This window comes from Lysinibacillus sp. NPDC096382 (genome assembly GCF_044762845.1).
Taxonomy (GTDB): Bacteria; Bacillota; Bacilli; order Bacillales_A; family Planococcaceae; genus Lysinibacillus.
The window spans coordinates 1-22,202 of sequence record NZ_JBIWFC010000022.1; the positions used below are offsets into that span (position 1 = coordinate 1).

The 22,202-nt window shown below is 38.0% G+C and carries 23 protein-coding genes and 1 rRNA gene; 11 read left to right on the forward strand and 13 right to left on the reverse strand.

Annotation, left to right across the window (positions count from 1 at the left end; genetic code table 11):
• A 5S ribosomal RNA gene (gene rrf, locus ACIQZA_RS21945) occupies nucleotides 1-90 on the forward strand; the annotation flags it as partial.
• 947 nt (nucleotides 91-1,037) lie between these two features.
• Here the strand turns inward: rrf and helD are convergent.
• Nucleotides 1,038-3,275, reverse strand: coding sequence for an RNA polymerase recycling motor HelD (gene helD / locus ACIQZA_RS21950; protein ID WP_402883906.1), 2,238 nt, complete (start codon nucleotides 3,273-3,275; stop codon nucleotides 1,038-1,040).
• Nucleotides 3,276-3,442: 167 nt separating this feature from the next.
• Here helD and ACIQZA_RS21955 point away from each other — a divergent pair, with 167 nt between their 5' ends.
• From ACIQZA_RS21955 to ACIQZA_RS21965, 3 genes are all read left to right on the forward strand, one after another.
• Entirely contained in the window at nucleotides 3,443-4,162 is a 720-nt protein-coding gene (locus ACIQZA_RS21955; RefSeq protein ID WP_142509474.1) for a glycerophosphodiester phosphodiesterase, read from the forward strand.
• Between the two features lie 199 nt (nucleotides 4,163-4,361).
• Complete coding sequence (locus ACIQZA_RS21960) at nucleotides 4,362-4,595, forward strand: hypothetical protein (protein ID WP_403009976.1); 234 nt, start codon at nucleotides 4,362-4,364, stop codon at nucleotides 4,593-4,595.
• An 18-nt stretch (nucleotides 4,596-4,613) separates the two neighbouring features.
• Entirely contained in the window at nucleotides 4,614-4,844 is a 231-nt protein-coding gene (locus ACIQZA_RS21965; protein ID WP_402883902.1) for a hypothetical protein, read from the forward strand.
• A gap of 342 nt (nucleotides 4,845-5,186) precedes the next feature.
• On the opposite strand, the gene ACIQZA_RS21970 is transcribed toward ACIQZA_RS21965, so the two are convergent.
• Nucleotides 5,187-6,209 (reverse strand): DUF2804 domain-containing protein, encoded by a 1,023-nt coding sequence (locus tag ACIQZA_RS21970; RefSeq protein ID WP_400940841.1) that lies wholly within the window; start codon nucleotides 6,207-6,209, stop codon nucleotides 5,187-5,189.
• Nucleotides 6,210-6,392: 183 nt separating this feature from the next.
• On the opposite strand from ACIQZA_RS21970, the gene ACIQZA_RS21975 reads away from it, so the two are divergent.
• Both ACIQZA_RS21975 and ACIQZA_RS21980 read left to right on the forward strand, forming a co-directional pair.
• Nucleotides 6,393-6,887 carry an amidase domain-containing protein gene (locus ACIQZA_RS21975; RefSeq protein ID WP_132360098.1) on the forward strand — a complete coding sequence of 165 codons (495 nt, stop codon included), beginning with the start codon at nucleotides 6,393-6,395 and terminating at the stop codon, nucleotides 6,885-6,887.
• 346 nt (nucleotides 6,888-7,233) lie between these two features.
• Complete coding sequence (locus ACIQZA_RS21980) at nucleotides 7,234-7,806, forward strand: nitroreductase family protein (RefSeq protein WP_400940838.1); 573 nt, start codon at nucleotides 7,234-7,236, stop codon at nucleotides 7,804-7,806.
• A 48-nt stretch (nucleotides 7,807-7,854) separates the two neighbouring features.
• Here ACIQZA_RS21980 and ACIQZA_RS21985 read toward each other — a convergent pair whose 3' ends face one another.
• Entirely contained in the window at nucleotides 7,855-9,237 is a 1,383-nt protein-coding gene (locus ACIQZA_RS21985) for a dipeptidase (RefSeq protein WP_400940836.1), read from the reverse strand.
• A gap of 287 nt (nucleotides 9,238-9,524) precedes the next feature.
• Between ACIQZA_RS21985 and ACIQZA_RS21990 the strand changes: the two genes are divergently transcribed.
• Nucleotides 9,525-10,382 carry a M23 family metallopeptidase gene (locus tag ACIQZA_RS21990; RefSeq protein ID WP_400940834.1) on the forward strand — a complete coding sequence of 286 codons (858 nt, stop codon included), beginning with the start codon at nucleotides 9,525-9,527 and terminating at the stop codon, nucleotides 10,380-10,382.
• Between the two features lie 140 nt (nucleotides 10,383-10,522).
• On the opposite strand, the gene ACIQZA_RS21995 is transcribed toward ACIQZA_RS21990, so the two are convergent.
• Together ACIQZA_RS21995 and ACIQZA_RS22000 are read right to left on the reverse strand one after the other, a co-directional pair.
• Entirely contained in the window at nucleotides 10,523-11,167 is a 645-nt protein-coding gene (locus ACIQZA_RS21995; protein WP_400940832.1) for a methyltransferase family protein, read from the reverse strand.
• Between the two features lie 18 nt (nucleotides 11,168-11,185).
• Nucleotides 11,186-11,983, reverse strand: coding sequence for a MerR family transcriptional regulator (locus ACIQZA_RS22000; RefSeq protein WP_400940829.1), 798 nt, complete (start codon nucleotides 11,981-11,983; stop codon nucleotides 11,186-11,188).
• Nucleotides 11,984-12,424: 441 nt separating this feature from the next.
• On the opposite strand from ACIQZA_RS22000, the gene ACIQZA_RS22005 reads away from it, so the two are divergent.
• The gene (locus ACIQZA_RS22005) at nucleotides 12,425-12,595 is read left to right on the forward strand and encodes a hypothetical protein (protein WP_402883899.1); all 171 of its coding nucleotides are present in this window, start codon (nucleotides 12,425-12,427) and stop codon (nucleotides 12,593-12,595) included.
• 172 nt (nucleotides 12,596-12,767) lie between these two features.
• On the opposite strand, the gene ACIQZA_RS22010 is transcribed toward ACIQZA_RS22005, so the two are convergent.
• Nucleotides 12,768-13,637 carry a DMT family transporter gene (locus tag ACIQZA_RS22010; protein ID WP_400940824.1) on the reverse strand — a complete coding sequence of 290 codons (870 nt, stop codon included), beginning with the start codon at nucleotides 13,635-13,637 and terminating at the stop codon, nucleotides 12,768-12,770.
• Between the two features lie 566 nt (nucleotides 13,638-14,203).
• Here ACIQZA_RS22010 and ACIQZA_RS22015 point away from each other — a divergent pair.
• On the forward strand, nucleotides 14,204-14,752 hold the full coding sequence (locus ACIQZA_RS22015; protein ID WP_132360114.1) for an RNA polymerase sigma factor: 549 nt from the start codon (nucleotides 14,204-14,206) through the stop codon (nucleotides 14,750-14,752).
• Between the two features lie 31 nt (nucleotides 14,753-14,783).
• Here the strand turns inward: ACIQZA_RS22015 and ACIQZA_RS22020 are convergent, their stop codons facing one another.
• The 7 genes from ACIQZA_RS22020 to ACIQZA_RS22050 form a co-directional block, all read right to left on the reverse strand.
• Entirely contained in the window at nucleotides 14,784-15,122 is a 339-nt protein-coding gene (locus ACIQZA_RS22020; protein WP_402883897.1) for a hypothetical protein, read from the reverse strand.
• 27 nt (nucleotides 15,123-15,149) lie between these two features.
• Complete coding sequence (locus ACIQZA_RS22025) at nucleotides 15,150-15,293, reverse strand: hypothetical protein (RefSeq protein ID WP_402883895.1); 144 nt, start codon at nucleotides 15,291-15,293, stop codon at nucleotides 15,150-15,152.
• Between the two features lie 221 nt (nucleotides 15,294-15,514).
• Nucleotides 15,515-15,958, reverse strand: a complete 444-nt coding sequence (locus tag ACIQZA_RS22030) for a MarR family winged helix-turn-helix transcriptional regulator (RefSeq protein ID WP_142509466.1) — start codon at nucleotides 15,956-15,958, stop codon at nucleotides 15,515-15,517.
• Nucleotides 15,959-15,981: 23 nt separating this feature from the next.
• Nucleotides 15,982-16,386 (reverse strand): transcriptional regulator Spx, encoded by a 405-nt coding sequence (spx, locus tag ACIQZA_RS22035; RefSeq protein WP_053484570.1) that lies wholly within the window; start codon nucleotides 16,384-16,386, stop codon nucleotides 15,982-15,984.
• A gap of 705 nt (nucleotides 16,387-17,091) precedes the next feature.
• Nucleotides 17,092-18,657 (reverse strand): ABC-F family ATP-binding cassette domain-containing protein, encoded by a 1,566-nt coding sequence (locus ACIQZA_RS22040; protein ID WP_400940818.1) that lies wholly within the window; start codon nucleotides 18,655-18,657, stop codon nucleotides 17,092-17,094.
• A 54-nt stretch (nucleotides 18,658-18,711) separates the two neighbouring features.
• On the reverse strand, nucleotides 18,712-18,897 hold the full coding sequence (locus ACIQZA_RS22045) for an SE1832 family protein (protein WP_132360124.1): 186 nt from the start codon (nucleotides 18,895-18,897) through the stop codon (nucleotides 18,712-18,714).
• Between the two features lie 292 nt (nucleotides 18,898-19,189).
• A complete protein-coding gene (locus ACIQZA_RS22050; RefSeq protein WP_402883893.1) occupies nucleotides 19,190-20,236 on the reverse strand; it encodes a PseG/SpsG family protein in 1,047 nt (348 codons plus the stop codon).
• Nucleotides 20,237-20,498: 262 nt separating this feature from the next.
• Here ACIQZA_RS22050 and ACIQZA_RS22055 point away from each other — a divergent pair, with 262 nt between their 5' ends.
• Both ACIQZA_RS22055 and ACIQZA_RS22060 read left to right on the forward strand, forming a co-directional pair.
• On the forward strand, nucleotides 20,499-21,344 hold the full coding sequence (locus tag ACIQZA_RS22055; RefSeq protein WP_400940812.1) for an NAD(P)H-binding protein: 846 nt from the start codon (nucleotides 20,499-20,501) through the stop codon (nucleotides 21,342-21,344).
• Between the two features lie 292 nt (nucleotides 21,345-21,636).
• Nucleotides 21,637-22,191, forward strand: coding sequence for an NADPH-dependent FMN reductase (locus tag ACIQZA_RS22060; protein WP_323654144.1), 555 nt, complete (start codon nucleotides 21,637-21,639; stop codon nucleotides 22,189-22,191).
• Nucleotides 22,192-22,202 lie beyond the last annotated feature (11 nt).

Here is a 22,202-nt window from a genome sequence, read left to right on the forward strand (position 1 = left end):
ACCCGTTCCCATACCGAACACGGAAGTTAAGCTCTTTAGCGCCGATGGTAGTTGGGGGCTTCCCCCTGTGAGAGTAGGACGTCGCTAGGCACCTAAAAAGTCGAGGATTTAATTCCTCGGCTTTTTTTTCTGTGAAAATAAATAATTTCTAGGCCTATTAGTATTCTAAAAATAGATGAGGATCTGTATGGAGTATTAAGTGCCAACAAGAAAGCAAGGTATCTGTTCAAGTTAACTTCGATTAAATCTTTTTTTGGTTAGACTTACTTATTCGCGGTTCTTTGCATGGCTCCTTTATGTATAGCATGTAAAACCAAAGTATTCGATGTGAAAGCGCCACAAGAGCTTTTTCTTGCCTCTTCTAGTTGATTGTACTTTAAAGCTAATGCACGACTCCGGCACTTTGAAACAACCCAAGCAGCCTTAATTTTTGAATATCAACTGCTTGGACAAAGCTCGCTTTTCAAGAACAATCCATCACACTGGCGAATGAGTATATTACCGCTCTGGCGGACAATAAAATGAAAACGGCAAAATTAGACCAAATGAAAACTTAACACGCAAACAATTTACAGCGTATATTTGAGCACTTGGTTTATAGAACGTGAAAAAGAGGGATGTAATCATATATTTGATACATCTCTCTTTTTATTGTGGATAAGTAAAAAAATAGTACAAGAAATGGCTAAGATTCCGCCATGTTTTTTACGAATGAACCGAGGATTCACAGTAAGATATTGGGGGCCTTTTTATCATAAATTTGTAACTATCTTCATATAGTATTAGTAAGCCTATGAAAGGAGTCGTTATCATGCGCATGCCGGCATTACCTAAAAAGAAGTCTCCTCCAAGGGAAGCACCAAGGTCATGGTGGAAAGTTGTGAAGGCGTACTTATCCAGAGGGAGGTTTTATCGTATACCGCCTCGGAATCGATAAATGAGTTAAATGTTCGATGCAAAAAAGTCGCTTTAATAGCGACTTTTTTATCTTCTTTCAGTAAGTGTTTTTTGCAGCGACAGTAGCGAAAGCGCAATTATTATGTCTGTTCATTTTCTAATAGAAATGTATTTTTTGTTGGGCCAATTAAATAAAGTTCGTGCATGGCTCGAGTGAGTGCCACATAAAGTAGCTTGCGATCGACCTTCGTATCGTAGAAAGGTGTATCGAAGGCAGCTACGATCACAGCATCAAATTCAAGGCCCTTTGCTAAATGACTCGGAACAACGAGCAATAATTGCTGATTGATGGACTCATTTTCAGTTAGAAGCTGAGAAGCAATTTTTTTGTCCTTTAATGCTTGCTGCATTGTTTTTGCCTCTGCGGTCGTTTTGCAAATTAAAGCAACGGAATGATGTCCATTGGCTCGAATGGCTTCAAAAATTTCCTTCATTTGCAGGGCATCAAATGATTGAGCTTGTATATAGGTAGGGACATTACCATGTCGAACTACTGGCTCTACTAATGGAAGCTGTTCATCCATTTGAGCTAAGACTTTGTTAGCGACTTCCATAATTTCAATTGTTGTTCGATAGCTTTTTTGCAGTGTTCTAAAGCTTGCTCTAGGAAATAGATTTTGGACAGGTTCCCAGGCAGTAAGAGAACGATAGCTGTGAATTCCTTGTGCTAAATCACCGACCATTGTAAACATATCTGTTTCAAGGCCAGTCTTTAAAGCAGCAAGCTGAAATAAACTATAGTCCTGTACTTCATCGATGAAAACGACTCGCATTTTCCATTCATCAGGAATGCCCTTTATACGAGCTTGTAAATAATAAATTGCAGCTAAATCTTCAAGCGCCCATTGTTCTTTAGTATGTGCCTGTAAAAATTGCTGTTGCTCAAGATAATGCCATTCTGGAGCAAGCTCTGCTAAAAGCTCAGCATTTGTTAGAAGAGTACGATAGAGAGTCTTGATGTTATGTTTAGCAAAGCGTCGCATATAAACTGTTGCTGTTGATTTTGCCTCTTTTTCAATGGCCGGAATGCGTTCATCACGTTCATCAATAAACTTCGTGACAACCCGACGCCGTTTGTCATCATCACGAAATCCATCAAGTGCTCTGCCAAGTGCTTCATCATATTTTTTATGAAGTGCATTTAAAATAGCCTGTTTCTTTTGACGAGCATGGCTTGCTAGCACTTTTTTAATATGTGCTAGTCGTTTTTCAATCGGCATATAAGAAAATTCATATAAAAATAGCTTCTTTAAATGGGAGGCACGCATAATGCAGTATTTTTCTATGAAAACATCCTCAAATTGGTTGGCAATTTCCTGCTCGATTATTTGAACGTATCGTTCTATTACATCCCGATAATAAAGCGAGCCCTTCATTTCAGATATCCAAGAAGCTACCTGTTGGGGTTCTCCTGCAACAAGAGATTCTAACTGCTCATTTGGGTTTTGAAGTTTCAATTTTAGCTTCGTCGCGGCTAGAACGTAATCGGAAAAGGTTGTTTGGCAAATTTTATCGACACCAAGCTCTGGTAAAACATCACCAATATAATCGATAAATAACTTATTCGGTGCTAAAATCATAAGCTGCTCAGGGTTAAAATGCTCGCCCATCGTGTAAAGGAAGTAAGATATTCGGTGTAGGGCAATTGTAGTTTTTCCACTACCAGCAGCACCTTGTACGATAATAGGCTGACGAAGATGTGCTCGTATAATTTCGTTTTGCTCCTTTTGAATAGTGGAGACGATTTCTGTTAAACGCACATCTGCTTTTCCAGCTAACGCTTCTTGCAGTAATTCATCGTTTGTTGTTAAATCAATATCCCGTAAATCGAGCAATTCACCATCATTAATTTTATATTGGCGTTTGGCAAATAGATGTCCCTTATGGATTTCTCCACGAACATCATATTCCATATCCCCAAGGCGACCATCATAATAGACGTTTGCTACCGGTGAACGCCAATCGACTATTATAGGCTCATGGGTTTCTCGATGAAACAAAGACGTTTTTCCGATATAAAGAAATTCTTCAGGATCTCCTGTCTTTTGGAAATGAATTCGGGCAAAGTAAGGCTTTTTTTGAATAGCCTCTAAGCCTTCCTTTTGGTTTCGGGCCATTTCAAAGAAACGAGCATTTGCTAAAATATTAATATAGCCCAAACTTGAATCTAAATAATCCAGATCTGCCATTGACTTACGAATATTCTCCTGAGCAGATTGCAAACCTCTTTGTGATTCATTTAAAATTTGCTGCATGTAATTTTTAGTGTAAGCTAGCCGCTCCACTTCAGCCTGAAAATCTGGATGTTGTGCAGTCATTTTTTAGCACCTCCTAAGTACTTGCATTTTCAAATAGATTCTCATACTACTATATATAATATTTACCATCAAGTGAAATTGTAATAGGCTAATTAAGAAAGAAGAGAAATCGAAATTTTAATGGCCCACCTGAGTTGAGAGTTGGGCGAAATAGGAGGTTATCGAATTTGGATATTTTTTCCCATAGAGGCGTTTCGGCACATTACCCAGAAAACACTATGGCTGCTTTTATGGCCGCATCAAAGCTTTCGATTACAGGGATTGAACTAGATGTTCATTTAACAGCGGATAGGGAGTTAGTCGTTATTCATGATGAAACGATCGATCGCACATCTAATGGCTCTGGCTACGTAAAGGATTACACGCTACAAGAGCTCCGTGCATTTGATTATGGTTCATGGTTTTCTTCTAAATTTGAGGAGGAGAGTATACCAACTCTAGGAGATGTTTTAGAGCTATTTGCAGGCACAAATCACCGCATTAATATTGAGCTCAAAACCGATATATTTCCATATAACGGGATAGAAGCGCTTGTAATTAAGGAGGTCGCTGCATATCAAATGACAGAGAGAGTCATTATTTCCTCCTTTAATCATGAATCTATTCAGATCGTCGCACAAAGAGCACCATATATTGAAAAAGCGGCACTGTTTGCAGAAATTTTAGTTGATTTTAACTGCTATACAGCTCAAATACCGGCAGATGCTATACATGTTAGCCTACCTACAGCATTTCGGAGATCCATTCAAGAAGCTCTTAATGAAGGAGCAACTGTCCGTGTCTATACAGTTAATGATGTCGAGCATGCAAAGCAATTACAGCAGCTTGGTGTACAGGCAATATTTACAGACGACCCGGAAAAGATAGTATCTGGATTGACTGATTAGTAGGTTTGAATGGCAGGGGTGGGGATAGAAATTAGAGCGACGGAAAGAAGAGTCGAAGTGACGGATAGAAATTAGAGCGACGGATAGGAAGTTCGGAGCGATGGAAAGAAAAGCCTAAGTGACGGATAGAAATTAGAGCAACGGAAAGAAAAGTCAAAGCGACGGATAGGAAGTTCGGAGGATGGAAAGAAAAGCTGAAGTGACGGATAGAATGGTCAAAGTAAAGGATAGGAAGTCCAGAACGACGGAAAGAATGGTCAAAGTCGTGGATAGAACAGCTGAAATCGTGGATAGAACCGTCAAAGCCGTGGATAGAGCAGCCGAAATCGTGGATAGGGCAGCCGAAATAGTGGATAGCCCCAACAGAGCGAAGGATAGAAAGGCAAAAGTAGCGGTAGAAGAGCCAAAGCGACGGAAAGAAAAGCCGAAGTGATGGATAGAAATTAGGGCGATGGAAAGAAGAGTCGAAGTGACGGGTAGAATGGTCAAAGTGAAGGATAGGAAGTCCAGAACGACGGAAAGAATGGTCAAAGTCGTGGATAGAACAGCTGAAACCGTGGATAGAACCGCCGAAATCGTGGATAGAGCAGCCAAAATAGTGGATAGCCCCAACAGAGCGAAGGATAGAAAGGCAAAAGTAGCGGTAGAAGAGCCGAAGCGACGGAAAGAAAAGCCGAAGTGATGGATAGAAATTAGGGCGATGGAAAGAAGAGTCGAAGTGACGGGTAGAATGGTCAAAGTAAAGGATAGGAAGTCCAGAACGACAGAAAGAATGGTCAAAGTCGTGGATAGAACAGCTGAAATCGTGGATAGAACCGTCAAAGCCGTGGATAGAACAGCCAAAATCGAGAATCAGCCCCGGCAGATTGACGAGGATAGAACCAGCTAAAGCGGCGGATAAAACCGCCAATCGCCGAAAAAGGCGCTATTAAGGGCTTTTTCGGATTTAACGCGCTGAGGTGTGCGAATCAGTGCGTTAAATCCTAGTATGTGAAGAGTATAGCAAGCCATTAATTTTTGGTTCTTACCACTTTGCGCGGTTTTCTTCGATACTGCCTAGCATTTGTTTGATGACAAGTGTTTCGCCATTGTCTAGTAATACGGAGCCGTCGAAATAGCCAAACATTTGATGTACTTCAGATTTTATGAGACCAGCTTTTGTGACGGATACACGCTCGAAAAATGGGGAGAATGTTAATGAAACTTGGTTCGTGAATTTAGTTTTAATTTTCCATCGTTGCATTAAATCCTCTTGATTATAATTGAACAGTACATCCTCATGTATTTTTGTCATTTTACCTTCAACGAAAACAGCATTTTCCGTCATTCCGGTTCCGTCTGTCCATTTACCCCCTAAATTGAGTCCGATTCGTCTGCCTCGAACTCGCTGTGAGGCCATTCCCCAAGTCCATGTGGATTCACGGGGCCAAACGCCACGACTGTATTCTAGGACAGAGAAGTTTTCCTCAGGAGAAAACATAAAACGGCGATTACCAATCGTCACAAACCCAGAAGTGGGGAGTATATGATGCTTACCTGTGAATTGGAATGTTTTACGGTTCCAAGGGATGACTACATTCAATGACTCATCTGTAGGCGGATGCTGAATGACAAGCTTTGCACGTAAAACATCTCCATCGAAGTCTGGGATTGAAACGGATAGATGTGTTTCATTTTGTACATATGTCATATCAATCATCATTTCACTATTTTTGAAGGATACTGAATCTAGCACCTGCGTAGGCATTTTTAACTTTCCACCCAATGGAATTGTAATTGTTTTTTCAAAGTAGCGCTGTGTTTCATATTCAAGGAAATAGACGAAGCAGACCGCTGCGTAGTCTAGATGGCTAATAGTAGCTGAGAAGATGATCTCATCGCCATAGACACACCAATAATTCCATTTCTTTTTGCGCATGATATGGCCACTTAAATTGCTGTTTATGAGAGGTTTACGAGCAAATCCAATGGCAGCTGGATTTAAATTACCTTTTTTATCGCATAAAAGAGTAGGTTGTATAATTTCTTTCTCAGCATGCTGCTTCAATTTCAACATCCCTTCTGATTCGTAATATAAAAGCCTATAATTCCTTACCCTTATTGTAGCAAAAACTATCTCAAAATTGGCAATGATAGTGCCAAATAAGACCACATTCGACATTTTTATGAATAAGGACCTAGCTAATAGAAATCCCTCATTATACATATGTTGAACTTAAGGAGGGGAAGCGTGGCAAAAATGTATAACAGACAGGCCGCTGTACAGTATGCAAACTTGTGGTGGAACAGGCGTAATCCAGCATTTCCGAATTTTACTGTTGATTGTACGAACTATATATCCCAATGTTTACTTGCTGGAGGAGCACCGATGCGAGGTGCTCCAAATAGAGGGAAAGGTTGGTGGGTTCAACATGGAAATTGGAGCTTTAGCTGGTCTGTTGCACATTCCCTTAGATGGTATTTGGAAGGCTCTACAACGGGATTGAAGGGTAGGCGTGTACAATCTGCGGAAGAATTAGAACTTGGGGATATCATTTTTTATGATTTCCAAGGGGATGGAAGAGTTGATCATTCCGTAATTGTGACAAGTATCCAAAATGGTATTCCATATGTTAATGCACACACTTCAGATAGCATTAATCGACCGTATTTTTATGAAGATTCAACGGCTTATACGCCAAGCATGACTTATCATTATATTCATATAGAAGATAGTTTTGCTTAAGGTGATAGTAGTGTTAAAGCTCATCATTTTGTGATAATGTGAAAGAGAGAAGATATTAATTTTGCCTTGGCGTAATTGCGTCCGGATTTTGAATTGTGATTACAAAATTCGTGACATCCGCCGGAGGCTTTATCTTCATTCAGTAGGTATGTGGACACCAAATAAAGGAACTATATCTGAATTTATCTCATCACTTTCAGAGAAGGGAGTCTAGTCTTCTGTACCTGTCGCTTTGCTTTCGGTACAAGAGAGATTTGTAACGGCCGTTTCACTTACGTTACATAAAACATTTGCTGAATGAAGATAAATCTTAATTATTGTAGTGTTTAGAAGGAGATAAGAGTAAATGAGCGAACAAATTTTATCTGTTAGGGATGCGATTATTGAGCGTCGATCTATTAAAAAGTTTAATGGACAGCCGGTAGATCGTGAAGACTTATTGGCCATTATTGACGATGCAGTGTGGGCACCGAATCATGGAAATCGAGAGCCTTGGCGTTTAGTTGTTGCATGTGGTAAGGAGTTAGATGGTCTTCATAATTTATTGCGTGATCTAACGATACCGAAATGGCAGGAGCTTTCAAGTGAAGATTTAGCGAAGCAAATGACGAAATTTACATTACCGGGTGGCTATGCTTTTGTCATCGTTCCAGAGGATGCTCGACAAAAAGAGCGTTTAGAAGATTACGGAGCGGCAAGTATTTTTATTCAAAATATGCAATTGCTAGCTTGGGATAGAGGAATCGGCTCATGTTGGAAAACACCTGGGTTCCTAGATAACCCGAAATTCCGTGAAGCTCTAAAGATTCAGCCAGGTGAGCGCGTGATCGCGATGCTACAAGTTGGCTATTTTGATGAAGTACCAAAAGGGAAAGAACGTAAAAAATCAGTAGATATCGTTTCAATTTTTGGAGAATAACAAAAGTAAAATCCCCTCGTTTAAAATAGACGAGGGGATTTATTTAATTTATTTTTGTAATTCAGCTACCTCGAATAAATAATCACTTAAAACGCGTAATCCTTTATCGAAGTTTTCTAAATGGAAGTGTTCATTTGGTGCATGGAAGTTTTCGCTTGATAAGCCGAAGCCCATTAGCACTACTGGCAATTCTAAAATTTCATCAAAGGCAGCTACGATAGGGATTGATCCACCTCCACGTGTGTAAGCAGTTGGCACATTATATACTTTTTCGTATGAGCGGCCAGCAGCTTGGATAAATGGATGATCAAATGGTGTTAAGAATGGGCGACCTTTATCGAATTCAGAGATTGTCACTTCAACGCCAGTTGGCTTATGTTTTTCAATATGTGCTTTTAATAGTGCTACAATTTCATTAGGCTCTTGATTTGGTACTAGACGGCATGTGATTTTTGCGCCAGCCTCAGCAGGAAGCACTGTTTTAATGCCTTCGCCAGAGAAGCCACCAAACACACCATTGATCTCTAATGTTGGGCGTGCCCAAGTACGTTCTAAATAGGAATAACCAGCTTCACCGAATAATTCTTTCACGCCAACTTCTTCCTTCACGGATTCTTCATCGAAACCAAGCGCACGGTAAGCTTCGCGTTCCTCTTCCGATAATGGTAAAACTTTATCATAGAAGCCCTCAACTTGAATTGTGCCATGCTCATCGCGGAAGGATGCTAAAATGTCAGCTAATGCATGAATAGCGTTTTGGACACCGCCACCGTAAAGACCAGAGTGAAGGTCGCCTTTTGCACCACGAACATCAATTTGAACACCTGTTAAGCCACGTAATCCATAGCATACAGCAGGCTTACCAGGGCCATATAAACCTGTATCAGAAATCAAAATTAGATCAGCAGCTAGTTTCTCCTTATGTTCTTCAACATAGGCAGGAAGGTTAGGACTACCAATTTCTTCTTCACCTTCATAGATGAATTTCACGTTCACTGGTAAAGTGCCAGTTGTTGCAAATAATGCTTCAATCATTTTTAAGTGCATAAACACTTGCCCTTTATCGTCACTAGCACCACGAGCGAATAGTTTGTTGTCTCGGATTGTCGGGTTGAATGGCTCTGTTTCCCATAAATTTAGTGGGTCAACCGGTTGTACATCATAATGACCGTAAAATAGAATTGTTGGTTTATCCTCTGCGTGTAACCAATCCGCATAAACAACAGGGTGACCTGCAGTTTGCGTAATAGAGACATTCTCAAGATTTAGCTTTTTAAAAGCATTTGCTAGCCACTCAGCGGCATTTTGTATATCTCCTTTATGCTCTGATAAAGAACTAATACTTGGAATACGTAAAAATTCATTTAATTCATTTAAATGTGTTTCGCGATGTTCTGAGAAATACGCATCTAATTGCTGTAAATTTGTCATCTAGCATCCCTCTTTTCAAATATTTCGATAATAGAAATAGTATAGCATAATGTGGTTGGGGAATCTTGTTATAGCAATGGTTTCTAACGTTTCTCTTAATGCGTAGCCTCACAGATGGGCCCTGCAGTGAAGCGGCTCACGGACGCCCCAAGGAAAGCGCCCAGTCGGAACGGAAATCAACACCACGTTATGGCGATGAGAAAAAAAGTAGTTATTGAAACTTTTTGTAATTAAACCTCGTAAATACAATTAAATGATTTATTTATACATTAATGGGGGTTGTTGTCGTGAGGGAGTTCGGTAGTCCAGAAGAAGTCATAGATATTTGGTTAAGAGAAGGTTACGAAAAAATTTATGATACTACATCAAAAGACTTTCAGCAGATCGTCACTTTAGAACAATTCATTGAGCTAAGCACATCTTTTAATAGTGGCGTGGAAAATTATCAATTAGAAACAAAGACGATATTACAAAATTTAACACATTACGTATGGTCAGATGATAAACGAGAGAAAGTAGTTGTAGCTTCCTTTGATGAACTCAATCAAATACAGCGTTTTTATTTAAAGCCTTTTACTACATATCCAAAAACGGACCAACAATATACGAAAAATAAATACATAATGCCAATTAGAGATGAGTGGTTTGTTGTTTGGGGTGGTACGAATGAATTTGTAAATTATCATTATGTATATGAAAGTCAGCGATATGCTTACGATTTAGTAAAAGTTCGAGATGGGGAATCTTATCAAAATAGCCAAATTCGAAATGAAGATTTTTATGCTTTTGACGAAGATCTTATAGCGCCAGCAGATGGTAAAGTCGTAAAAGTTGTAGATGGAATAAAAGATAATGTGCCTGGTGAAATGGATGAACATAATCCAGCAGGAAACTATGTCGTGATTGAACATGCTAATCATGAATTTAGTATGATTGCACATTTTAAAAATAACTCAATTTTAGTAAAATCAGGCGATAACGTAACAGAAGGGCAACTTATTGGGAAATGTGGAAACTCTGGTAATTCATCAGAACCTCATATTCATTTTCAGGTAATGGATTCCCCTGATCTGGTATATGGAAAGTCCATTCGTATTCTTTTTAAAGATGGTAAGGAGCCAATACAAGGGGATACGGTATCTTAAACATACGAAGCGTCAGTTACAGTTGTTATATGTAGCTGACGCTTTGCTTTCGCTACATATAACATTTTCTGAAAGAAGTTAAAAAAGATCACCATACAATAGATGATCTTGAATACTCCGTTCTCAGAGTTTGTTGCTATTTACCAAATAAAAGGAACTAGTTTTTTAGTTGTCTGCTTATATAGTGTAAATTGTTCTCCGTACTTATTTTGTAAGTAATCATCAGATTTTGGAATATAGCCAAAAACAAATACTAAGAATAAACCTAGAGGGATAAGCAAACTATAAATATTGTTAGAGATTAGCGCTAAGCCTAGTACCCAAAGGCAATCTCCAAGATAATTAATATGAATCGCATATTTAAACAAACCATCTGTATATAGTTTACCTTGGTTTACAGGATTATCTTTAAAAGGTTTTCTAAGTAACTCTGAAATTGTGTTTAACATACTGCCGCCTAAAAATAATATCCAGCCTACAATAAGTACCGTTAAGTTTGCATCCTGATTACTTGTAATCATTAAAATGGGGAAACCTAAATAATAAATCCCAAAAGCTATACTGTTCATGATGGCTTCTTGCCATGCAATACCCCTAGGCAACCATATAAACATCATAGCTGTTAATCGTAAAGCTGTAATAATTAAAGCAATAAAAAACCCTAGTGAAATGCCAGATTTGTCATAGGTAATGAAAAGTAAATAATAGGCAATGATTAAATAGATAATCTCAGCAACTAAAATCAAGATTTTTTCTTTTATCGTTGGTTTTTTTATACCGTACATTGTATGACGCTCCTTCATTTATTCTATGGGAAAATATACTTCAATGATATTACTCTCCTCCGGTGTGCTATAGGGGTCCGTTTGATAAACTTCAAACGGAGCACCGTTCAGTTTAAAGTTATTTTCATCAATCCAAACATGCAGCTTTGTATGAATAGAAGGTAATTCATCGTAAGATCCAATAAGCGTAGCCATTGCGCAAAGACCAGGATTAAGCACCCTTGTTTTATTTGTGGCCATTGCAAGGGGTATCGCAATTTCTACATCATAATTTTCAGGTTCATATTCTGAACTATGGAAAATAGCAAGTGGCTTTGCAATAGATGATAAATTTTCAAACAAAATTTTGCTAAACAATTCATTAAAGTGTAATAGAAAATCAGCGGTATTTATTTGTTTTCGTTGAGATAATATATGATAGGTTAAGTGATCCACAAGTTTAACCTCAATCTGATCTAAATAACCCATGATATTTTCCTCTTCTTCTAATAGTTGAATATCATGCTTTAATTTTTTTAACAACGAAGAATAAAATGTAATCTGCTGTGTCAGATTTTCTTGCTTGCTTTTCATTTTAGAGTTAAGAAGTTCGGTATTCTCCCGGTTAGCTAAAATAACCTTAATTTCTTCTAATGAAAATAAATAGCTTTTTAAGCGTGCAATCAATAAAGCTGTTTCTAATTGAGAAATATTATAATAGCGATAGTTGTTTTTAGCGTCTATGAAAGCAGGTTTTAAAAGTCCAATTTCATCATAATAACGAAGAGTCTTCAATGTGAAATGTGAGATCTTTGAAAACTCACTGATTGTAAGCATAACAATCACCCCCTGTTTTAAATATAATGCTTCCTCTAAGGGGAGGGTCAATCAATGTAGCTAAATTTTTTTATCGTCCCAAATGGATTACGAGACTGAGTCAGGAATAATTTTTTTGGATTCGATTTAAAATCAAGTTGGGTATACACTTAACAGGTGTTAATTTACAAACGAGTATAATTATGTTGTTTAAAAATTTCGAATTTTTAGTTTTATGTTGATAAGGGATTTTTAAATGTCTTCTACGACAACTTTAATCGAAGATTTTCAAAGTTTTTTTAATCGTTTTCAAAAAGTATGGAATGGTTGCAACGCTAGGATTTTTTAGTGATCAAGGTATTCAAAGGTTTATGGCCAATTTAATTATGGCGAATTTAGGTTATATACACTTAGGTCAAAGTTTAGACACCTTTTCGGGTGGGGAGCTTAAAAAGGGTAAAAATGGCAAGAATATTGGGCGATCCAAGTAATGACCTTATTGTGTTGGACGAGCCGAGTACAGGGTTGCACGAAGCTGACATTGACAATTTATTAGTGTTGTTTAAAAAACTTTTAAGTAAAAAGAAAACATTAATTATGTTCCAACACAATGGATCGTGGATATGGGGATAGAGGGTGGAAACTTAGGAGGAAATGTTCTTTTTGAAGGTTATCCTATTGATTTATTGGATATAGAAAACTCATATACAGCAAAACACTTACGACGTTATGTGAAATAAAGTAGAGTGATCTTCAGCAACATAAAAGAAGCTGAATGAGAGAGATCATTCAGCTTTTAGTATGTTTATTCACGAATAACCAATAGTACACCACTAAAGATTAATGCAGTTCCAGCCCAAAAGGATAGGCCAATTTGTTCACCTAGTAATAGCCATCCTAGGAAGGTACCGACAATTGGTTGAAAGAAGAAAAATAAACCACCACTTGCGGCATTAAGCATCTGTAATCCACGATTCCACAGTAAAAAGCCACACGCTGTAGAGATAACGCCTAAGTAGAGTAGGCCACCCCAGATGGATGGTTCTGCCATAGCATGTAAGTCTAATTTTATTAGTCTTGGAATGGCTAAAGGTGTTAAGACCATGATAGCGACAAGTGTTCCGTAGCTAGTGACAACGATTTGTGAATACTGCTCTGGTACCCGTTTAATAAGGACAGACATCAGTGACCAGGTTAGGGCAGCGATTAGTAAAGCAACCCCACCTAACTGATGGGAGAAATCGATATGTGCATTACCTACGATCATATAGACTCCAAACGTCGCTAAAATAATAGATACAGCTTTTTTAAAAGTGATTTTTTCTTTTAAAATGAATCGCGCAAAAACAACCATAAATGCCGGTGTCGTTGCTGTAATGATGGCGCCCATTTGTGCAGTAGACAGCATAGTACCAATTTCTTGGGCAACGATAGAAATCGTATTTCCAATTAGCCCAATCATAAAAATTAACAGCCAGTCCCGCTTATCAATTTTCCACGATTGCTTTGTAATAGTGCCAATGATGAACAAAGCGATGATGGCAATCGTATAGCGCAGCCATACTAATTCTAAAGGTGGTACGGTATCGACAACTACCTTTACTACTACGTACATGCCGCCCCAAATGCTTGCAGCAAGTGATAAATATAAGGAACCTAATAAGGTTTTTTTCATTTTTTCCCCTCCGTTATCTCTAGACAATGCCTGTCCTTAACGGAGAAATGATGATTCTCCGTTAAGGGAGAATAACTTCAGGTACATCGTGTTCAAATAATGGTGAGAAGATCATAATAGCCAGCTCCTTTTTATATTATTTCATTTATCATATAACATTTTTTTGAATTTGATTAGAAAAAAATGGTCTGAACCCGGTGAACTATCGAATTTCCGAACGAAAAAGCCCATGAAGCAAAGAACCGCACTCAAGTTGTTGCTTCTGCCTTTCGATTGGGGTTGCTGAATTAAGTGTTTAAAATGTATGAAAAATCTGATTTCCTTCGCGCTGGGAAATTTAAGGGAATACTATTGTATATTCAATAAAAAAGAAGGGGGAAGGGCGTGTTATAAAGCTTTTCTCTGAATAATAAATATAGTAATAAAACATTATTTACGAATATTACAAGTGAAAGCATTTAAGCTTACACGATTGTAATGTAATTGAAAGCCAATACGATAGAGTGTAATACATTATTTTGCGAGAATGTGTATAGAAGCAAGAACAAGAAGCGGAGGAATACACGATGAATGAAAAATTAGAAGGCGTATATGAGGAATACAATCGTTACATATACCATTTATGTTTAAAACTTACTCGCAATAATGTAGAAGCTGAAGATTTAATGCAAGAAGTATGGGTAAAAGTTGTGCGCTATGAGGATAGCGTTGCCGAGGTGGAGCATATTAAAGCTTGGCTAACAACAATTACAATGAATACATTTAGAGATCGCTACCGTAAAAAAACACGACGTAGTAAATACATGATGAACCAACCTGAAACATTAGACGTACCGATATTAGATTTGGTTCCCAATAATGACATTTCAACAGAAGAAAAAATTGAAAAAGATATTGTTACTAAATTAGTACAGGATAAAATGGGTCAATTAGATACAATTTATCGTAAAACATTATGGTATTTCTACATAGACCAATTTTCACTTGCGGAAATCTCTTCAATTATGAAAGTTTCAATTGGGACTGTGAAATCGCGTTTATTCCGTGCAAAAGCTCGTTTAAAAGAAATGCTAATGGCCGATGCATCCATAGTAGAGTCTGTGCTGCCAGCATAACTAAATGCATTGGTCGCACTAGCATAATTACTTAGACGGAAGTATTCGCCCGGCCAATCCAATCCAAAAAAAGATGCATTGCAAAATTATTTTGCGATGCATCTTTTTTTGATGGATTTTTATAGCCTGGAGGATGAACATCGATGGTGGTAAAAGTTGATATAACGTGGACATCGCTGATAGAAGAGCAAGAATCGCTGATAAACTCCCGAACATCGCTGATAGAAGAGTAAGAATCGCTGATAAACTCCCGAACATCGCTGATAGAAGAGTAAGAATCGTTGATAAAGCATCGAATATCGCTGCTAACAGTGCTAGAAACGCCGGTAAACCGAGTCAAATCTTTAATATTGTGTAAGATTCTATACAAAGTTTTTCAACCCTGATTTTAGTTTTTCTAAATTTTCCAGCTTATGTTGGAATTCGCCGCTAAAACTGTGAATAGCGCCGCCAACCAAGCAAAGAACGCCGCTAAACCATAGAGTTGCGCCGCCAACCAAGCAAAGAACGCCGCTAAACCATAAAGTTTCGCCGCTAACAAGCAAGAAACCCCGCTTAACCTCGAAATCCCACCGTTAGGCACAAGACTTTAGTCAAGTCACTTTGCCTGTTCTATCCATCACTCCGGGAGTTATTTCCGTCAAAACCTCAGACACCGCTGATAAAGCGAAAGGGGGAATTACCGTAAACTAGCCCAAAAAGAAAAACACCGTAAAAAGTTAGATTGCATGTCTAACTTTTTACGGTGTGAAAATGAAGCGTTTACTCATGTCGATTAGGTTCAGCGTTGAGTAATTTTGCAAAAATATCACGTAATGTTTGTACTTCCTCAGCTGACAGCATACCAAACATATTTTGTATAATTGCGCTAACTTGCTGGCGGGAATCTTCTAAAATATTTTCGCCATCAGCAGTAATTTTCAATTGGGATGCTCGTCGATCCGTTGCATGCTGTGTTTTTTCAATAAAGCCAGCATTAATGAGCTTACTTGTTAAAACAGTGACACCACCTGTCGTCACTTTTAACCGATCAGCAATGGCAGAAGGGCGTTTTGGTCCCTCCTGCGATAAGTAGTCTAAAATTAAAATATGGGATTTTGAAAAGCCGAGTACATTATGATTATTCCACTCGTTTGCCCACTTACGCTCTATGGAAGATACTACTTCAAACAACGAGGTAATGGCTCTTTCTTTTTCTTGATCCATATAAGGTCAACTCCAAAACTGTTTTAACTTTCTTGTGCCAATCTTGTCATCGCGTTTAACTCATAAGCACGTACTCTTCGTGGAATAAAACGGCGAATGTCCATCTCATTGTACCCAACTTGAATACGTTTTTCATCAATTAAGATTGGGCTTCGTAACATTCTTGGGTGAGCTTGGATGATGGCAAACAACTCTTGGATAGAGAGCTGATCAATATCAACATTTAAATTTTTAAAATCATTTGAGTTAGTTGCAATGATTTCGTCTGTTCCATCTTCTGTCATGCTTAAAATTTCTTTAAATTCAGCAAGTGTTAGTGGATGTGAAGTAATACGTTTTTCTTTATATTCGATTTTGTGATCTTTTAACCATTTTAATGCTTTTCTGGATGAAGAACAGCTCGCTTGTGAATAAATTGTAACTGTCATTCTTCATTCCCCGCTTTCTTTTTTAGAATTATATTTAATATATATCTTATTAGTAAGTTAATTAGGTTATACATATATCTTACTAGTAAGCTATATATAAATCAATAGTTTTTTGAAAATTTTTAAACAGAAATAAATTTTTTCTACTACACTAAAATATACGCACAAAAGAGCGAAAAGTTTCGCGAATTCAGCTTACAATGATGTAAGTTTACTCAATTAATAATAGAAGCTCATAGAAAAAAGAGAGCTGTTCTAATATAGAGAGAAATAGTCTGATTTGAAGGAGATAGTTATATTGTTAATCCACTGATTATTATTATGATTTAATGCAGGTTTTTATGCATAGATAAATAAATTTTTATGTCGGTGCTGAGAAGAGGGCTGTTTTCAGGCTTGAATGGGCAAGGGAACTGCTCAGGTAGGTCAGAGAATAGATTTAGTTGGACAAGGAACAGATCTGGTAGGCCAGGGGACCGCTCGTGTTTGCCAAGAAACCGCTCTGGTAGGCAGGGAGCAGATCGGATTTGCCAAGAAACCGCTCAGGTAGGCCGAGGAACTTAATCAGACAGCTCAAAAAACCACTCATGTAGCTCAAAGAACCACCAAATTGCTACAATCGACACTCGATTTCCAGTCAAAAAAGAGGGCAGTCCCGATTTGATCCATGAATCACAGCGGTAACTGCCCATATTGATAATATTTCTAGCTTTGTTGTCCTGAAGTAAACCAGTCTTGGACATTCCAAACCTTTGTTGCTAAACCTTCATAGAAATCAGGTTCATGGCTTACTAGTATGATTGTGCCTTTAAATTCTTTCATGGCACGTTTTAGCTCATCTTTTGCATCGACATCCAAGTGGTTTGTCGGTTCGTCAAATAGAAGCCAGTTTGCTTCATCCATCATGAGCTTACATAAACGAACCTTTGCTTGCTCACCACCAGATAAAGAATTAAGAGGGCGAGTAATATGCTCCGTTTTTAGTCCTGAGCGTGCTAATGCTGCACGTACTTGTGCTTGCTCCATAGAAGGGAAGGCATTCCATACGTCATCAATAGGTGTAATTTTTTCAGCTTTTACTTCTTGTTCGAAGTATGATGGGTAAAGATAGTCACCACGAATTACTTTTCCATCTAGCGGATTTATTTTGCCTAACATTGTTTTTAATAATGTTGATTTACCAACACCGTTCATACCAACTAGAGCAATTTTTTCCCCACGCTCAATAGCAAATGTAAGTGGAGGAAGTAACGGCTTATCCTTGTCGTAGCCAATGACTAAGTTTTCAGCCTCTACTACATAACGACTTGAAGAACGTGCCTCTTTAAAGCCGAATTCAGGCTTTACAGCTGTTTCAGGACGATCGATACGCTCTAAACGGTCAAGTTGCTTGGCGCGAGATTTTGCACGACCAGTAGTTGAGTAGCGAGCTTTATTTTTCGCAATGAAATCCTCTTGTTTTTTAATGAACTCCTGTTGTTTTTCATAAGCATCAATATGCTGGCGCTTATTGATTTCAGCAAGCTCTAAAAACTTTTCATATGTCGCTGTATAGCGAGTTAATTTTGAAAATTCTAGTTGGAAGATAACATCCACCGTGTTGTTCATAAACTCGGTATCATGCGAAATTAATAAGAAAGCATGTGGATAGTTCTTTAAATAGTTTTTCAACCATGTAATATGCTCTTCATCTAGATAGTTCGTCGGCTCATCTAGTAATAAAACTTTTGGTTTTTCAAGTAATAGCTTAGCTAGTAAAACCTTTGTACGTTGACCACCTGAAAGGGCAGCAACATCACGTTCTAAGCCAATTGCATCAAGACCAAGACCGCGTGCAACCTCTTCAATTTTCATATCAAGAGAATAGAAATCTCCTGCGTCCAGAGCATCTTGCACTTCAGCCATTTGCTCTAGTAAATCTTCTAATTCTTCAGGTGTTGCTTCAGCCATTTTTCCTGTAATTTCATTAAGCTCTTCTTCTTTTTTATATAAAGGAAGAAATGCGTCACGTAATGCATCACGCATAGTTCGGCCAGCTGTCAATACAGTGTGCTGATCTAAATAGCCGTAATGCGTTCCTGGAAGCCATTCAACTTTACCAGTATCGTGGATTGTTTGGCCTGTAATGATGCCCATTAATGTTGATTTACCAACACCGTTTGCACCTACAAGACCAATATGATCACCTTCAACTAGACGAAAAGAGACATCTTTAAAAAGCGTGCGGTCACCGAAAGAATGACCTAAATTTTCAACTGTTAATATTGCCATATACGTTCCTCCGAGAGAGCGGCCTAAGTTTTTTTATGACCGCCGATATCATTTTTATAGTTCTGCTAATTGTTTATTTAATTGCGCTAGCGTTGCTTCCATATTTGCAAGACGTTGCTCTGCTTTTGCTACTTGATCATTATGACCTGTAGATTCAAGCTTTTCGATGTCGCCTTGTAAATTCATATAATCCATTTTTAATTCTCTAATTTGATATTCAATATCACTTTTTGATGGCATGATGACTGCTCCTTTATGTGTTTAGTTGTATAACGAATGCGTATCAATTATGCCTCGGCATAATTGTGTCCGGAATCGGCTTTGTGTTCGATTCCGTGACATCCGCCGGAGGCTTTAACTTCTTTCAGCGGGTGTTTGGACACCTGCTGAAAGAAGTAAAAGCGATGGAGGTTTTTTAATCCCCCACCGCTTATTAGTTACTATCAATCGGGTACTAATGTTGCTTGAATTCACTTCTATAATTAAAGATGAAATTCTTCTACATTGTATCATATCCACCTTCAAAGAATCACTAAGTAGAAGCGATATTGTGTCGATCGTAAGCGAAATCTAAAAGTAGTGACTGTAGTGCTTCATTATTACTTGCTAGATTGAGCTGTCGTTGTTTTTTTACAGCTCGTTCGCTTCGGGCCTCATGTAATAAAAACTCCATGACAGCGTTTTGGATTTGTGATTGCTTCATTTTGCGACCAAGTCCAAGGTGAATAAAGCCGTTCTGTTCGCGAGGGAAGGCATGTAATAGCTCAGCCTCAGTTTGTGCAAGAGTAATACAAGGTACACCATAAGAGGCGATTTTATAAGGTGTATAGTTAGCATTGCAAATAATTACATCTGCTTTTGGTAATAGTTTTAGGAGTGCGTTTTTATCACGAAGAATGGCGGTATTACGACGACTAAGCACCATCATTTGCAGATCATCGGTTGCGTGGCGATAGCTTTCATCAATCATCACTGTAATTTGTAGTGGAATTTGTAGCTGCGTTAAGTGTCGAAGAGTACGGTAGGTTAAGTTATGCTCGTCCCCATCCTCAAAAGCAACAACAATATGAGGTGGATTTTCAGGTATTTTACTGTCTGGTCTATCATCAAACTTCTGAAAAGCTTGTGGTAATGCGAAGTTGAAACTCCCCCCAATATAATGGGATGGTAAATAATCTTTAACTTCTTGATAGAGTGCTAGCAATACACAGTCACAGGCTTGGCTACCCTCACCAAAATCATCAAAATGAATGATAATTTTGCAGAACGGTCGTAAATTCTGTATTTGCCAGCTTTCGGAGTTACGACCATCTCTTACAATTAAATCAGGCTGAATACCTTTCATTTGCTTTGGTAGCTCATCGAAATGTTCAAATAAGATTGGCGAGAGATTTTCATTCATTAAAATTTGAATTCCATCGTTTGAAGGGGTCTTTACAAATATGAAAACTTCTTGATTTGTAAGTAGCTTTGCCAGCGTTGCAACCCGTTCAAAAGGATACAGCCCTTTATCGATACAGCTTTCAATAATGAAAACAATCGTCTTTTTTAGTTCCGTTGTTTGAATTTCGTTTTGCAAATGTATCCCATCCTTTCATCCGTCTATTTAAACTATGGTGAATGATGGGCAAGTATGTGTAAAAAATTAGGATTATTAAATCAATTTTACCGAGGCATAATTGATAAAAACCTAAAATTAAATGAGTAAGAGCTCTTTCTTTGACCGATAAATAAAGTAGAGTTTGCAAGAAGATACATAGGATTGTTGCAGTTTTTCAGCAAAACTTTCGTTCCGGCAGAGTAACTTTTGGGGCAAATGAGCATAGAAGGGGGTACAACCAATGGGAATGCGCGCAGCGATTGTTGTAGGGGCTACTGGATTAACAGGTACCTCTCTTGTAAAACAATTATGTGAAAATGATGAATACATTTCAGTTACGGTTATTGCACGAAGAGCGCTAGCATTTACGCATCCAAAGCTAGAAGTAAAAATTCGTAATTTTGATGCTTTAGAGGAAAAAGATATCGAATTTGCACATGAGCTTTATTGTTGTTTAGGAACAACAATAAAAAAGGCAGGATCACGTGAGGAATTTGAGAAAGTTGATTTTGAATATCCGTTAACGATTGCCTCATTAGCAAAAAATCGAGGAATCCCACATATGTTAGTTATTACGGCGATGGGTGCAAATGAAAGTTCTCCATTTTACTATAATCGAGTGAAAGGAAAGCTTGAACATGATCTTATGGAGCTAGGCTTACAGAGACTTTCAATTATTCGCCCATCTCTATTGGTTGGCGATAGAGAGGAATTTCGCTTTGGTGAAAAGGCGGGAGAGAAAGTTTTAAAATTAGTAAAGCCATTATTAGTTGGGCCATTAAAGCGTTCAAGAGCTATAGAAGCTTCCCAAGTTGCGAAGGCGATGATCGTTATTGCGCTGTATGGTGATAAACAGTCAGTTACAATTTATCCATCACAGGAATTGGCTAAGCTAGATTTCCCTGAAACGCAGGATGATGATGTTTCAAGAGAGCAATTATTTAATTGGAATAAGCACAATTTATTAGGTTCTAACGATGAAGAAGATAAAGTAAATCGTGAAGTCGTTATTAATCGAGATAAATATAAGATAGAGGAAACCGTTGTAGATAAAGAAGTAAAATTCCAACGTCGTGAGGATAAATAAAGGTCTATTACCGAAATTTAATCAATGCAGACAAGTTGATTGGAGTGAAGACTGGGCGACTCTTTGGGGATCAGCGATGTTTTATCTGCGCGAAAGCGCCCAGCCGGAACGGAAATCATCCCCACGTTATGAGCGAAATATTATTTTAATAATTTTTCGAAAGCATATTTCTTGTGTAGACTCCGTTCCGCCTAAAGACTGAATTTACGGTTTTAACTACTACAATTCTTTCCGTGCCTCTTTTCATTTGTTACAATATTATTGTAGAAATGAATGTGGAGGCAAAGTGAAAATGAAAATTTTACTCGTTGATGGCACAATGTTTGGTCGTAAAACTGGTGCTATTTTAGAACAAGTGGAGCAATATATTAAAGAATTAGATGCAGGTTTCGAGTTAGAAATTATGCATTTTAGTCAATATAAGCATCAAATTGTAGACGGTTCACCGTTAAATGATGACATGAAAGAAATGATTCAAAAGTTCGAAGAAGCGGATGCGTATATTATCGCTACACCAATTTTCCAAGCATCGATTCCAGGCGTTTTAAAAAATGCATTTGACTTCTTGCATCCGAAAACAATGCGCTATAAGCCTGTATCGATTGTGGCAAATGGTGGTACGTATCAGCACCATTTAGTAGTAGAAAATCAGTTGAAACCAATTTTAGATTACTTCCGTGCACTTGTAACTCCGAACTATGTATACACACACACATCTCACTTTGATGCAAATAATAATATAGTTGACGAAGATGTTCATAATCGTTTACGTGAATTGGCTCGTGTTTTTGTACAGTATTGTGAAATGAGCAAAACATTGCCGAAAGAACCGATTGATCAACATTAAAATAAAATGCA